The 13,780-nt window shown below is 63.3% G+C and carries 15 protein-coding genes; 7 read left to right on the top strand and 8 right to left on the bottom strand.

Annotated elements, in window-relative coordinates; genetic code table 11:
- Positions 1–25: 25 nt before the first annotated feature.
- Entirely contained in the window at positions 26–721 is a 696-nt protein-coding gene (gene otsB / locus ACSR1C_RS17425) for a trehalose-phosphatase (RefSeq protein ID WP_082386793.1), read from the bottom strand.
- Positions 722–862: 141 nt separating this feature from the next.
- On the opposite strand from otsB, the gene ACSR1C_RS17420 reads away from it, so the two are divergent.
- Positions 863–1,366 (top strand): superoxide dismutase family protein, encoded by a 504-nt coding sequence (locus ACSR1C_RS17420; RefSeq protein WP_054540725.1) that lies wholly within the window; start codon positions 863–865, stop codon positions 1,364–1,366.
- A 98-nt stretch (positions 1,367–1,464) separates the two neighbouring features.
- Here ACSR1C_RS17420 and ACSR1C_RS17415 read toward each other — a convergent pair whose 3' ends face one another.
- On the bottom strand, positions 1,465–1,662 hold the full coding sequence (locus tag ACSR1C_RS17415; protein WP_054540724.1) for a hypothetical protein: 198 nt from the start codon (positions 1,660–1,662) through the stop codon (positions 1,465–1,467).
- A gap of 405 nt (positions 1,663–2,067) precedes the next feature.
- Here ACSR1C_RS17415 and ACSR1C_RS17410 point away from each other — a divergent pair, with 405 nt between their 5' ends.
- A complete protein-coding gene (locus tag ACSR1C_RS17410) occupies positions 2,068–2,637 on the top strand; it encodes a hypothetical protein (protein ID WP_460260490.1) in 570 nt (189 codons plus the stop codon).
- Between the two features lie 268 nt (positions 2,638–2,905).
- On the opposite strand, the gene ACSR1C_RS17405 is transcribed toward ACSR1C_RS17410, so the two are convergent.
- The 4 genes from ACSR1C_RS17405 to ACSR1C_RS17390 all read right to left on the bottom strand — a co-directional run bounded on the left by ACSR1C_RS17405 (position 2,906) and on the right by ACSR1C_RS17390 (position 5,493).
- The gene (locus ACSR1C_RS17405) at positions 2,906–3,760 is read right to left on the bottom strand and encodes an SDR family oxidoreductase (RefSeq protein WP_054540722.1); all 855 of its coding nucleotides are present in this window, start codon (positions 3,758–3,760) and stop codon (positions 2,906–2,908) included.
- A gap of 28 nt (positions 3,761–3,788) precedes the next feature.
- Complete coding sequence (locus ACSR1C_RS17400) at positions 3,789–4,103, bottom strand: hypothetical protein (RefSeq protein ID WP_183314814.1); 315 nt, start codon at positions 4,101–4,103, stop codon at positions 3,789–3,791.
- Positions 4,104–4,189: 86 nt separating this feature from the next.
- The gene (locus tag ACSR1C_RS17395) at positions 4,190–5,014 is read right to left on the bottom strand and encodes a manganese catalase family protein (protein ID WP_054540721.1); all 825 of its coding nucleotides are present in this window, start codon (positions 5,012–5,014) and stop codon (positions 4,190–4,192) included.
- 38 nt (positions 5,015–5,052) lie between these two features.
- A complete protein-coding gene (locus tag ACSR1C_RS17390) occupies positions 5,053–5,493 on the bottom strand; it encodes a DUF2383 domain-containing protein (RefSeq protein WP_054540720.1) in 441 nt (146 codons plus the stop codon).
- A gap of 430 nt (positions 5,494–5,923) precedes the next feature.
- On the opposite strand from ACSR1C_RS17390, the gene ACSR1C_RS17385 reads away from it, so the two are divergent.
- From ACSR1C_RS17385 to repC, 3 genes are all read left to right on the top strand, one after another.
- Entirely contained in the window at positions 5,924–7,279 is a 1,356-nt protein-coding gene (locus tag ACSR1C_RS17385; RefSeq protein WP_173585998.1) for a ParA family protein, read from the top strand.
- On the top strand, positions 7,276–8,295 hold the full coding sequence (locus tag ACSR1C_RS17380) for a ParB/RepB/Spo0J family partition protein (protein ID WP_054540718.1): 1,020 nt from the start codon (positions 7,276–7,278) through the stop codon (positions 8,293–8,295). The genes ACSR1C_RS17385 and ACSR1C_RS17380 overlap by 4 nt, the downstream gene beginning before the upstream one ends.
- A gap of 225 nt (positions 8,296–8,520) precedes the next feature.
- Complete coding sequence (gene repC / locus ACSR1C_RS17375) at positions 8,521–9,801, top strand: plasmid replication protein RepC (RefSeq protein ID WP_054540717.1); 1,281 nt, start codon at positions 8,521–8,523, stop codon at positions 9,799–9,801.
- An 87-nt stretch (positions 9,802–9,888) separates the two neighbouring features.
- On the opposite strand, the gene ACSR1C_RS17370 is transcribed toward repC, so the two are convergent.
- Positions 9,889–10,983 carry a tyrosine-type recombinase/integrase gene (locus tag ACSR1C_RS17370; RefSeq protein WP_460260491.1) on the bottom strand — a complete coding sequence of 365 codons (1,095 nt, stop codon included), beginning with the start codon at positions 10,981–10,983 and terminating at the stop codon, positions 9,889–9,891.
- 156 nt (positions 10,984–11,139) lie between these two features.
- On the opposite strand from ACSR1C_RS17370, the gene ACSR1C_RS17365 reads away from it, so the two are divergent.
- Together ACSR1C_RS17365 and scpB are read left to right on the top strand one after the other, a co-directional pair.
- On the top strand, positions 11,140–12,024 hold the full coding sequence (locus tag ACSR1C_RS17365) for a DUF1403 family protein (RefSeq protein ID WP_460260494.1): 885 nt from the start codon (positions 11,140–11,142) through the stop codon (positions 12,022–12,024).
- Between the two features lie 2 nt (positions 12,025–12,026).
- Entirely contained in the window at positions 12,027–12,614 is a 588-nt protein-coding gene (scpB, locus tag ACSR1C_RS17360; RefSeq protein ID WP_460260492.1) for an SMC-Scp complex subunit ScpB, read from the top strand.
- Positions 12,615–12,693: 79 nt separating this feature from the next.
- Here scpB and ACSR1C_RS17355 read toward each other — a convergent pair whose 3' ends face one another.
- Positions 12,694–13,485 (bottom strand): E2 domain-containing protein, encoded by a 792-nt coding sequence (locus ACSR1C_RS17355; protein WP_462596929.1) that lies wholly within the window; start codon positions 13,483–13,485, stop codon positions 12,694–12,696.
- Positions 13,486–13,780 lie beyond the last annotated feature (295 nt).

The following is a 13,780-nucleotide window of genomic DNA, read 5'->3' as shown; positions in this document are numbered from 1 at the left end:
CATCGGGGTCTTGCGCGGCGACGGTTTACACATCGCCGATGCGCAGCCCGAAGCCGCCCATCGCCTGCGCGGCGCGAAACCCGTCTTCGTCGGTGGTGTCATCGCCGATCATCACGGGGCGCCGCCCGGCAAAGGCCGACTCCTGCATCAGGCGCCTTAGCGCGGCGCCCTTGTCGATGCCGCGCAGGGCGGCCTCGCTCACCATGTGGCCGTGCAGCAGGCGCAGATCGTGGCGGGCGGCGACCTGTGCGACCTGCTGGCGGAAACGGTCGGCATCTTCTGGGCGGTTGCGGTAATGCAGCGCGACCGAACCGGGCTTGTCCTCGATCAGCAGGCCCGCATCATCCGCAAGGGGTTTGAGATCGGCAAAGGCGGCATCCAGCCCGCCTTCGCCCTGCGCGGGGGGCAAGGCGCGCCCGTCCGCCAGCCGGATTTCCAGCCCGTGCGAGCCCGAAAGCGCCAGCGGCAGCGGCCCCACCCGTTGCGCCAGATCATCCAGCGCGCGGCCCGACACGATGGCGATGGCCCCCTGCGTCGCATGGGCCAGCCGGTCCAGCAGGGCCAGCGTGTCGCCGGATGGGCGCGCATCTTCGGGGCGGTCCACCAGCGGCGCAAGCGTGCCGTCGAAATCCAGGAAAAGCGCGTGTTCGCGCCAGTCGACCAGCGGGATGGCCCCCGCGTCGCCAAGTCCGCCCGTCGGCGGCGAAACCGTGTCTTCCATCGCCTGTCCTCCTGTGTTCGCTGGGCAAACACCTGTGCCTTGCGGATGTTCCTTTGGGGGCGGCGCTGGAACCTATGGGCCCCGGGCCGGTTTTGCCAAGTGACCCGGGCCCCGCCGGGCATTCGCTAGCAGGAGATGACGATGAAATCCCTTACCCTGACGGCGGCGGCGCTTTGCGTTCTCGCCCCCGCCCTTCACGCCGCTGAAACCTCCGCCGAGGTGCAGGGCCTTGACGGCACCGATCTGGGCGCTGTCAGCGTGCGCGACACCCCTTCGGGGATGGCGCTGGCGACGGTGACGCTGATGAACCTGCCCGAGGGCATCCACGCGATCCACCTGCACGAAACGGGCGATTGCGAATCCGATGATTTCAGTTCGGCCGGCGGGCATATCGCCGGGGATCGCAGCCACGGCGTGCTGTCCCAGGACGGCCCGCACCCGGGCGACATGCCCAACCTGACCGTCAAGGAAGACGGCGTTGGCGAGGTCGAGGTGTTCCTGCCGCTGCTCGAGGTCGAACGTGACCTGTTGGACGATGACGGCGCCGCATTCGTGGTGCACGACGGCATCGACGACTACGAAAGCCAGCCCTCGGGCGATGCGGGAGGGCGGATCGCCTGCGGCGCGTTCTCGGTCGCTGAATGATTTGCGCCGGGGCGGGCCGTTTGGTGCGCCCCAAGCCGCCTGAACGCGAAAGGGGCCGGCGAAATCGTCGGCCCCTTGTTTTGTTCTTTCAAGCGAAATCAATAGGTTCCGGGCGGATCGCTGGCCGGGAAGGATTCGTCGATCGCCTCATCCGTGCGATCCCAGGTGGGCGGCGGGTTGCGCATTTGCGACGGTCCGGCGTCGCGGACAGGCAGCTCGGGCTCCGGGGTCCGGGGTTTGCGGAACAGGGCGATCGCGCCAAGCGCCGCCGCCCCCAGTATTAGTCGCGTGATCATGTGCTTTCCTTTCGGCTATCTCCGCGTCGCTGCGGTAATTGATTGTTCCGAAGCGGTCGGTGCGGCCCGCCTCGGTCTTGTCCTGAAACAGGGTCGGGTGCGTTCTTCGAAGGTTGCGCCGCGCCCGGGTCGTGGTGCCGGAACATCCGACCCAGAACCGCGGCGTGGCTTCATTCTCGCCCTTTCGAACCGCCGCAAAGGCGATGCGTCGAAGCAACCCCTCGGGGCGGGGCTCGGTTCCACGGTTCGGTCAAGATCGCGGTCTGCCGCTTTTGAGTTCGGCTTGTTGCCCAAGCGACATCGGCGAAACCGGCGCAAAACCAGGGCAAGTTTTGCAGGATGTTCCCGGCGGCGCGGAACCCCTGCCGGTGCCCGGCGGTTTGGCAAGCAAAGACGGAGACGCGAATGGATCGGCTTGAGTTCAGGATTTTCGGTGCGCAGTTGGCGCAGGTGCGATCCCGCCTTGCGGGGATGGCGACGCCTGGCCCGCCCGAGCGGCGGACGGATGTGTATTTTACCCCGCCGGGGCTGCGGCACCCCCACCAGACCTTCAAGCTGCGCGGCGCGGCAGCGCTTGACTGCAAGCGGCTGACGGATACCTGCGGGCCGTTCGAACGCTGGTCGCCGCGGGGCTGCGTGGCGTTGCCCGCCACCGGGGCGGAACTGGCGGTGTTTTCCGGCGCCGCCGGGTTTCCCGCGCTGGACCCGGGCCGGACCTACAGCGCCGACGATATCACCGAAGCCTTTGCCGCGCAGGGCAACCGGGTCTTTGCGCTGCGCAAGATCCGGCGGAAATTCCCCTTGGGCGGTTGCGAAGCGGAAGCGACCCAGCTGGAAATTCCCGCAGGGGTGACATTCTGGACCGTCGCCATCGAAGGCGCGGCGCGGGCCGACATGGAACGCGTTGTCGGGGTGCTTGGGGTGGGCGCGCGGCGCAACGTGAACTATCCCGCCTGGATCGCCGCCCAGATGTGAGGCGCCCGGATCATCGCGCCAGTGGTCGGGTATACGAGGGCGAGCGGCAGCCGCGCCTTGGGCGCGGCATCGACGTGTTCACGATTGCCCGGAGATAACCTCCGGCGGGCACTCAACTGGCGCAGCGCCTCGGGCTGATGCGGTGTCCTGAACACCGGGCGAGGCCCCCTGCCCCATGCGCGCGCGTCAGCCGGGCCTGAAACGATACCCCTCGCGCTGCCGCGCGAGGGGCGCCCGCAGCGCGCCATTCCCTGAAAGCGCACCGGTGTTATATGATCGGCTTTCCGCCGGTCACCGCGATGGTCGCCCCCGAGGTATAGCTTGACGCCGGATCGGCGAGCATCACGTATGCCGACGCAAGCTCGGCGGGCTGCGCCGGGCGCCCCATCGGGTAGTTGGCGCCGAAATTGGCCACGCTGTCCTTGGGCAGCGTCGCGGGGATCAGCGGGGTCCACACCGGCCCCGGCGCCACGCAGTTCACCCGGATGCCGCGCGCGCCCAACGATTGCGCCAGCCCGGCGGAAAAGTTCTGGATCGCGCCCTTGGTGCTGGCATAGGCCAGAAGCCCGGGGTTGGGCATGTCGGAATTGACCGATGCCGCGTTGATGATCGCGCCGCCCTCTTTCATGAGCGGCACGGCGGCCTTGGACAGATAGAACATCGAAAAGATGTTGGTGCGGAAGGTCAGCTCCCATTCCTCGTCGGGAATGTCTTCTAACGTGTCGAAATGCATCTGATGCGCGGCATTGTTCACCAGAATATCCAGCCGCCCGAAGCTGTCGGCGGTGCGCGCGACGATCTCGCGGCAATGCTCGGCGGACTGGATGTCGCCGGGCAGCACCAACGCGCGCTGCCCCGCCTGTTCGACCAGTTCGCGCGTGCGGTCAGCCTCGGCGCTTTCGGACAGGTAGGAAATTGCCACGTCAGCGCCTTCACGTGCATAGGCCAGCGCGACGGCCCGGCCGATGCCGCTGTCGGCGCCGGTGATCAGCGCGGCCATCCCGGCCAGCCGCCCCGACCCGCGATAGCTGTCTTCGCCATGGTCGGGAACGGGCTGCATGTCCTGTGTGCTGCCGGGCAGGTCCTGGGTCTGTTGGGGAAACGGGGGGCGGGGATAGGCCATTTGTGAAGTCTCCGTTTGCGGCTATGTGTCACTCGGGGCCAGAGCCGCCGGTGATGCGGTCCTCGGGGCCGGGGCGCTCGTCGGCAAGTTTGCCCTTGCTGGCGGCCTTGCCGGGTTCGCCCTTGCCCTCTTGATGATTGTCAACGTGCTGGTGGAACTGGCGCGTCTGAACATGCGCGCTGTCCAGCCCGCGCTGGTCGGAATGCCGCGAGGTGTCGCGGTTCGACAGGATCTCGTTGTCGGGAAGCGGGTTGACATCGGCCGGGGACATCCCGCCTTCGGCGCTGCCCTTGCCGTGGTCCTGTTGGCCCGGCCCGAAAGATTTGCGGTCGGCGTTTGCCATGGCGTTTATCCTTTTCGGCTCTGGGTTCGATTGCCGCCCGGCAAGGTCGGCGCAAGGTGGCATGCCGCCCTGCGCCGCACGGGGGGTCAGGTCTGTTCCGACTGGGCGCCGGAATGGGGCTTTGCCTTGCCCAGCGTCGGCTTCTGGCCCAGCGGTTCGACCTTTTCGCGCACCGAGAATTCAGAGCGCCCGTCAAGCGACGGCCCTGCGGTCCAGCGGCCCTGCGGCGTCGGCTCGTCCAGCGAGGTGTTGAGGAAATAGTAGCTGTGTTCCGTCGCCTCGTGCGCGGTCGGGGTGGAATTGGGGATCGGAAGCTGCTGTTCCCAGCCGCCCAGTTCCTCGATCACCGCAAGCCACTGCTGCTGGTGCATGGTGTCGCGCGCGATCAGAAAGGACAGCATGTCGCGCATGCCCGCATCGCCGGTCATGTTGTAAAGGCGGCTTGCCAGCACACGCCCGCCGGATTCCGCCGTGGCATTGGCCATCATGTCGGCGGCAAGGTTGCCGGTGGCGTAGACGTGGCTCATGTCGAAGGGCACGCCGTTGGAATTGACCGGCATCGCCGACAGGCCCGAAGACAGGATGTGGCGCGGGTTCATGCCGCCCAGGATGGCGTGCACCACCGGGTCTTTCGCGGCCTCGTCCTGCATCGACACCGGCGCGCCCTCAAGGTTCAGCGCAACGGCGTGGCCGAGGAATTCGATATGGCTCAGCTCTTCGGTGGCGGTCATCATCAGCATGTCGCGATATTTGGAATCGCCGCGCGCGCCCATCGCCTGAAAGAAATACTGCATCGCGACGCGAATTTCGCCCTCGATACCGCCGATGGCCTGCTGCAAGTGCTTGGCAAAGGCCGGATTGGGGGAATCGACGCGAACTTCGTACTGCAGGCGCGAGGAATGATGGAACATCGTTTTCTCCTTTGTTTTACATAGTTCCAGAGGGGGTTCTACGCCTTGGCGGCATCACGCAGCCACGCGCGGTGGTGGCTTGCATCGGTTAGCGCGGCTTCCGCGAGCGGCATCAGATCCGGCGGGGTTTCGGGGTTCGCCATCGCGTTCTGCCAGGCGTCGACAAGGGTGCTTTCGTTGCGCGACATCGCGCGCAGCAGGGTCTTGTCGTCGCCCGCAAGTGCGGCGAGTTCGACCCGCCCAACGGTCAGCAGCGCCCGCAGGTCGCCGCCCTCGGTCGGGGTGACGCCGACCCTTTCGGCATAGTCGCGCAGTTCCTGGATATGCGCCGGCAACTGCTGACAGGTCATTTCCGCCTTGTCGAAATGATCCCGCGACGAAAGCCTGTCGCGCAAGGTTTCGCACGCGGCCAGCATATCCTGTTCAAGCGCCATCAGGTTCTGCACCAGATGGTCCGCCCGGGGTTCGGTTCCAATCATCTTGCAGGTCTCCGCTTCGTGTTTTCTGCACCGGAAACCGGGCAGGAGCGGTTCTGTTCCCGTTAAAAAATTTGACCTTGGGCGGGAACATTTTGGCAGGATGCCTGGCAGCAAGGATGGCGCCGAAGGCTGCGCCCTGATCTTGCACAGACACGGCTTCGACCTCGCTGCGTGGCCGCAAGCCAGGGCGGCCTGTCACTGCGGGAGGTCATCTCGTGCGATGGCAAAGATGCGGCGCAAAGCAGGCGGGCGTCCGGTCGAACCGTCGATCTTGAACGCGTTCAAGATTGATGGTTTGGTAACGACAAAGCTGCCAAATATGCGCCTGAAATTCATAGGCGCGTGGTATCTTTATCTTTCGCGCATAACCGTGCTACCATGACGCCAGAATCGAGTCGAACTCGGACCCAACCGAAGTCAGGGCTTATATATGAGCGGTAGTTTAGAACAGTTTTTGACAGATCTGTCACGTGGGCTCGAGCGCACGATGGTGGCAGTGAACAAAGAACTTACATTGCGTCAGCGCATCAAGCGCACGTGGTCCATGCGCCAATGCGCAAGGTTCCTGAATGTAAGCATTCAGTACCTGACCAAGTTCGCCAATTCGAGCGACGACTTTCCCGCAGGCGAATACGTCGGAAGAGAGCGCGTTTTCACGCTGTCCGAATTGATGCAGATGCGGGCGCTTCTGGCGGCCTCGGCAAAGCGGCCCTACGATTATCTTGCCTGGCGCAAGCCCGACGCCCCCCTGCCCGTCATCTCATTCGCGAGCCAGAAAGGCGGCACCGCCAAAAGCCTGAGCGCCGCGCATTTCGCCCAGTATCTCAGCCTGCATTACGGCATGCGTGTGGGGGTCATGGATGCCGACCCGCAAAGCACCATAACGCTGTATTTTGTCGGCGGAGAGGGGCTTCCCCAGATGCCCGATGAAAACACCGCATCGATGGTGGATTTTGCCGGTCTCTTTCAGTCGGAAGACGCGCCATACACCGACCACGATGCGCAAACGCTTGACAGCTTCTTTCTCAAGACCTCATGGCCGGGGCTGCGCCTGCTGCCTGCCCACGGCGAAACATCCGAGGGCGAAATCCAGATTGCGCGACTTGTCCGCGAAGCCCCCGCCGAGAAAAGCTTTTACCGCTACCTGCGCGATGCCATCGACCGCTGGAAGGCGGGTCACCCGCCAAAAACCCTGCCCAATGAACTGGTGGTCGACGGCAAGGTCGATCAGCAACGTCTGGACGCCGCGCTGACCGAAACGCTCGATGTCATCATCATCGACTATCAGCCCGCGCTTACCCTGTTTCAGCTGAACAACGTGATTGCGTCGTCTTCGCTGGTCATTCCGCAAACCATGAAGGGGTTCGACATCGCGACGCTGTCCACCTTCGTGAGCGGCCTGCTGGGGATGCTTCAGCACATTCTGGCCCATGAACGGATCGAGATCGGATCCGGCGCAAACATGCTGTTGCCGACGATCGTGCAACGTTCCAACGCGCAGGACCTCAACCATATCGGGAACCTGCTGGAACATTGCCCGACAGAGATCTTGCCGGTGTTCTATCTGCGTTCCGACGCGATCTCGAATGCGTCGGATGTGTATCAATCCGTCTACGAATACGAGCCGGACACGCCGGGAAAGCGCAAGGGGATCAACCGGTTCATCACAAATGCCGATGCCGTGAACGACGCCATAGTGTCGCGGCTCTGGCCGGGCCTCGAACGGGGCTACGCCGATACATGGATGGACGAGTTCTACGAAGACGACGGCGAGGGTGACGCATGAAACGCAGTATTCCAAGGTCGCTGGTCAGCAAGGCCACCAACCCCGATACACCCAAGGAGCGCGCCAGCGGGGCCGAAGGCAGCACCGCGGGCGACGCCGTTTCAACACCTTTCAAGGGTGCCGGCAGCGCCTGGAAGTCCGGAGCGCTTGCACAGTCGCAAGCCGCCATGGAGCGCAGCAGGTCCGAGCTTTGTTCCGACATCCTGAACGGGCGCCATGAGATACGACTGTCGCCGTACCAGATCTCGGATCCGATGGGGACCGACCGCCGACAGGACTGGATGTCGCAGGACGCTTTCAGGTCCTTGGTTGGCAGCATTGCCGCGAACGGGCAGGACACCCCGATTCTGGTCTGGCCCGAGGATCCGCACTGGACACCGGATCCGTTGGATCCGACAAATGTGGATGGCGTTGCATTCGTTATGCTGACGGGGCGTCGCCGACTGGCGGCCGCGTCGGAACTCGGGGTGCCTCTTCGTGCAATTCTTGCCCCGCCTGACGCGCGCAGCGCCGAGAACAGCAAATTCGAAATGTTGTTCCTTCGGTTCCGCGAAAATGAAGAGCGTGAAAACCTCAGCCCCTTCGAGCGCCTGGTTTCGATCGGTGAAATGTATGAGACACTGGCGTCGGGCGCGGAAAAGCTGACGGCCGTCGCCTTCGCGAAAAAGATTGGCGTGCATGAGAGCCTGGTCTCGCGTGCACGGTCCGTATTCGCTGCGCAGGATCAAATCTTGAACGCGTTCAAGAATGCCTACGACATGAGCTTTCGCGATCTGCAGGCGGCCCTCGCGGGTCTGGAGAGGGCGAACAAATCAAAGCCCAAACCGAAGGCCAAGCCCCGAAAGATCACGGTGAAACGCAAGGTGGGCAACCGAAATCTCTCGGTCACTTCTGTGGATGGAAACCTGTCCATCAAGGTTGCAGGAGTGCCGATTGACCAGGAGCGTCTCGAAAAGCTTGGAGATCTCGTCGCAAGCTATCTGAGCGCCCAGAGCCCGGAGAAGGGCACCGACTGACAACACTGTCGGCGGCAAGGTCTTCAGAACAATAAGGAGAAGAGAGAACGCAGCAACGAGCAACGTAAAGGCAAAAGAAAAGCCCCCAAGCGGTGTGGCCTGAGAGCTGATCTTATTGGTTTGGTCGCCTTAAGGATAAGTCTCACAGGGATCGCTGTCAACGACGAACGCTTCTGAGCGAACGGCATTCTTTTGCCTCCACATAACCGGAGGTGAGATACAGGCATGAAACATACAGGTTGGCGCAAGCCGACACCGGGTCTTGGGGTTGCTGAGCAGCTTGCCCAAGCCGGTGAACGGGTAGCAGTACCCAAAACTCGGGCGTTTGTCGCGCTCAAGCGCGTTGGCGCGCATATCGGCCTGAAGGCCGGCGACATGATGCTTCTTGATACGCTGGGGGCGTTTACCCAGGCGCAGGACTGGAACGAGGGGCAGCGCCCGATCGTCTGGGCGTCGAACGCCTATCTGATGGAACAGACGGGGTTTTCGCTATCGGCCCTCAAGCGCCACGCGCGGCGGCTGGCCGAGCATGGCGTGCTCTGTTTTCAGGACAGCCCCAATGGCAAGCGTTGGGGCCGCAGGGACGCAGACGGGCGTATCGTCGAGGCCTATGGCTTCGATCTGTCGCCGCTGTCGGCGCGGGTCGAGGAATTCGAACACCTGCATGCCCGGTTGCAGGCTGAGCGCGAGCTGTGCCAGCGCCTCAAGCGCCAGATCACCGTGGCGCGCCGGATGATCCGCGCCCGGATCGAGGCGGCTGTCAGCAGCGCGCTGCATGGCCCTTGGGCGCAGTTCATGGGGCTTTTCAATGAACTTCTGGGCCGGCTTCCGCGCCGCCACCAAGATTCAGAGCAGCTTGCGAGGCTGCTGTCCTGGTTCAAGGACCTTCAGCAACGGGTCGAGGCGGCCTATCTCCGGGCGACCGGCGCGGTAAAACCTGTGGAGAACTCTGCCGACAACGCCGCCGAAACGCCCGGGAATACTCAGGAAACGACCCCCAGGGAGGTCATTTCCGAACCTCATATACCAACTACAAATCAACTTGATCTTGTAACTAGTAATACCCCGAAATCCGGGAAACCAGCGGCCACGGTGCCCAACGCTCTGGCCAAAGAGCCGGTCGGCAGGGATCTGGAAACCTTGGTTGCCGAAACGCGCAAGAAACGAGCCGTGCTGGATCTGCCGACAATCCTGCAGGCCTGTCCAGAGTTCGCATCATGGGCACGCAATATGGGCGGATTCGTCCGGGATTGGGGCGATCTGCATCGGGTTGCCGGGCAACTCAGCCCGATGATCGGGATCTCGGCGCTTGCGTGGAACATCACCCAGGACAGAATGGGCAAACAGCTGGCGACGGCGGCGTTCGCGCTTGTGTTCGAAAAGCACAGCGCGGGCGAGGTGGCCTCGCCGGGCGGCTATCTACGGGGCATGGTCGAGAAAGCCGGGGCAGGGGATCTGCATCTCGAGCGCAGCTTCTATGGCAGGCTCAGCGGGCAGGCGGCGTGACAGGCCATGTGCTGTTTGCATCGAAACCCTGTTTCGGCTTTCCGTTCGATCCGCACGCGAAAACCAAACCACGGGAAAGGCAAGCGCTCACAGACCGGCGGCCTTCGTCAGGTTCACCCGGAACCTGTCGCGGCGGCGCTGGTAACGGCGGGTCATTTCGACGCTTGCATGGCCAAGCTGCTTCTGGACATAGCGCTCGTCGACTTCTGCCGAACTGGCGAGACCGGCGCGCAAGCTGTGACCGGAGAACAGTGCCAGGCGGTCTTTCTCGGGCAGGTCCGACCGGATGCCGGCGTCGAGGACCGTGCGCTTGATCAGGCGCGCGACATGCTTGTCGTTCAACCGGGTTTCGGATGCCCGTTTGCCATCGCGCGAGGTGCCGGTGAAGATTGGGCCGAAGTCGATCTTCGCGAAGTGCAGCCATTGCTCGAGCGCATGGACCGGGCAGGTTTGATCCCTGGACCCCCGCCCGATCGCGACCTCGCGCCAGCCGGTCTTGGCGTTCAGCGTCAGCAGGGCGCCCTTGTCCAGGATCTCGACCCAGCCGCGACTGCCGGGCGTGTCGTCCTTGTGCACATCAAGGCAGACAATTTCAGAGCGGCGCAGCCCGCCCGCATAGCCCAGCAGCAGGATCGCCCGGTCCCGCAGCCCGCGCAGGTCGAACGGCAGGGTGGCGACCATCGCGACAATATCCTCGGGCAGGATCGCTTCCTTCTGCACAGGCGGGCGCGCATGCCTGCGTTTGATCCCGGCCAGCACCGCCGCGATGTGACGGTTCTTGCGATCCAGCGAAAAGCCGCGCTGCGCGTAGTTCCAGGCAAGGCCGGACAGGCGGCGGTCGATTGTCGAGACCGAGAGGGCACGGGGCGCCGACCCGGCGGCGAGATCCGCAAGGTAAAGCCCGATCATCTCGGACGAGGGAGGCACCGGCTCGGCCCCTTTCATCCGACACCAGCGGGCGAAATGTGCCCAGTCCTTGGCATAGGCCTTCAGCGTATTGTCCGACGCTGCGGCGCGGGCGTAGTCGCGTGCGGTATCCACCAGACGATCGAGGCTGCCAGACCCGGCGACACGAGAGGGCAGGGCGATGTCGTCGCGTTCATCCTGATCGCTCTTGGTGATGTGGGAACCATCAAGCTCATCAGAGCGCGCTGACCCCGGTTTTTCGATCTCTGAGGGCATTTTCCATTGAATCCGGCGATGAAACTCACCTGTCTCGCAGTATCTTCCAGTATGTCCGATAATGCAAACTTATTGGACATGATACGATACGGGAAGGTGGGGCGGTTTCTATGCATTTTTGTGGCGAAAAACGCCGTGGTGATATAGGCTTTGGTCATGACAGTTGCCCGACCGGATCACATCACCGACCCAGACACGTTACCCCGGATGCCCGCCTGGGTCACCTCTGCACGCGCTGAAACCCTTGAAGATGTTGCGTTTTTGTCGGGCGCAGCGCTGACCCACCTGCATCTTGTGTTGGGACGCGCGGATGTGCCCCAAGCCTTATTGCGAGACCGCCTCGCGCTGCGCGCGGCCGAAGCTTGTGTCGCGTTTGCCGGTCGGCCCGAGCGGGCAGGGGAGTTGCGCGATGCGGTGCATCTGCTGCGTCCGGGCGATCTGACCGGTCCGGCGGGCGCGGTCTGTCAGGCTTGGCAACGCGCGGCGGAGCGGCAGGTGTCGATCGGGACCTTGCACCGGGCCTTGCCGCAACTCGATCCAGCGCGGATAGCAGTTTGGCTCGATGCAGGGCAGGGCGGGCCGGTAGCTCGAGCAGCGGCAGTGCTGGAGGCCGTTCTGGTCGATGCCCCGCGGGAGGAGGTTGCGGCGCTGGTCCTCGCGGATGCGGCCCTTGCCCAAGCCCTCGGTTGGGATCGTGTCGTGCCGCTGCTGGCCCCGGGCCTGAAACGCGCTGACCTGCGCAAGCAAGGCGACGACTTGCGTCTCGCCTGCCATCGCGCCCTTGTATCATCGGGGGCCGAGGCTGTCCGGCAGGCTGCCGATCTCGCGCGTCGGGCGGCGCATTTGAAAGCGGTCGCACCAAAGCTGCGAGCAAAAGGGGCCGGGAAGGCGGTCGGGATGTTTCTGACCCGCGATGCGGTCGTGCCTGCGGCGTTGCCTTTACCGGATCGCGCCGCGCGGCGGCTATGTGACCGGCTGGTTGACCTCGGCGCCGTGCGCGAGCTGACCGGGCGCGACACCTTCCGGCTCTACGGGCTGTAGCGATGGCAAAGGATCGCCCTGACCCCGATCTGGATCGCGAGCTGTCCGACCTGCCGCCCGAGCTGCGCTGGCGTGAATGGATGCGCCGCATCGAGGCGGTGCTGTTTGCCTCGGCCGCGCCGGTCCCGCGTGAAGACCTTGCCCGCATCGTCGGGCAGGGGGCCTCGGTGGATCTGCTGGTCGAGGACCTTGCCGCCGATCTGGAGGGGCGGGCCTTCGAGATCGCCCAGGTTGCTGGCGGCTGGATGTTCCGCACGCGTGCCACCTACGCCCCCGCGATCCGCGCGGCGGCAGATGTCGGGGACCAGCTACTCGATCTGAGCGAATTCGACGTCGCGGTTCTGGCCGCCATCGCTTACCATCAACCGATTACGCGCGACGGGTTGAAGGATATCTTTGGCAAGGAGATCAGCCGTGACCTGATCGGGCGGCTGCATGCGCGCGACTTGATCGGGACCGGGCCACGATCGCCACGCCGCGGTGCGCCCTACACCTTTGTGACGACCGAGCAGTTCCTTGTTGCATTTGATCTGGCGACTCTCGCGGATCTGCCAGAGCGGGAGCAGTTGGAGGACGCGGGGGTTGTGTGACCTGCCACGCGATTCTTCTTCCACGCTCGATTAGAGTCCGGCCCAACTTCTATGCGGATCTTGCTTCAGCCGCCGTGTCCTATCGGAGCGGGCAGTTCTTCATTGTCCCACAGCATAAGTTTTTTTTCCCTTTCAGGTCAGCAACTAGTGCTGCCTCAATCGCTCGTCTTCGATGCTCACGCAGTACGATTTCTTCGACGACCCGCCGATTTGGGCAGTCTGCACGAAGGATCGGCTTGTGCTGCTTTCGACAACCGGTTTCACAGCGATCCAGTTCGCATGAATTTTTTCTCAGGGATTTGTGTTTCCAAGTACAACCACGAGGACAGGGCGTCCTCGCATTCACAACGCGATCCAGTTTCTTTGTTGCGCGTGGGAGTTTTTCGGCAAGCCATCCTCGATCGCGAAACATTCCTCCAAGGAGTTCGTCAATCCACCCCAAAGGCTTGGCGAGCTCTTCCATGGCGAGCTGTTCAAGCGCAGCTTCCCCATGGCTCAATCCCGCAGCGAGAGGCCACTCCCTGCGTTTTGCAGCGTACTCCTGATTATGAAGAAAGGTCTCCAAGCTCGACCACCATCGATTGGCCGCATCGACATCGCCAAGCCTGTCTTCAGACCCGTATTCGAGGCAAAAGGTGCCCCCTGGATTTATGTGACGCTCCATACAGAATTCAGGAAATCGGCGATGTTCTGGCTGCTCCCTCACTGAGACCCCGCCCTTTCCTGTGAGGGCGAGTTCGAGGTAATAGCGAATGGGGTCAACACTGCCAGCCAGCGGGGGCGCGACAACTATCGTTGCGCGGTGCCTGCTGTGTTGCTGGATTTCAACCCATTTTGGGCAGTTCTCCAAAAGGAGTTTCAGAGAGTTCATTTCGACTTGAAATGCGCTCGCGGCGCTGCTTGAGGTTCGGCCACATGCGCCCGCGCATAGGTTGGGCTGGCGACGGTTGCAGGCACAGCAGAGAGGCATACCGCGATTTCACCGTAGTCGAGTTCGCGGGCATACCCATTGTCATCCATCAGATCGAACAGCGCAGTCGGGGCAGGTTCTGTCGCATAGATTTGATCAGGCTTTAGAGGCCTGACCTCTGGACATGATTATGCTGCGAGCGCCGCGAACTGCTGAAAAGCGGATAGGCCGTTTTCGCCGAATTGACCCTTTCGGA

Source organism: Actibacterium sp. D185-2, assembly GCF_054954595.1.
The sequence above is the reverse complement of the archived record's forward strand: the minus strand, read 5'-3'. Positions and strand labels throughout refer to the sequence as shown.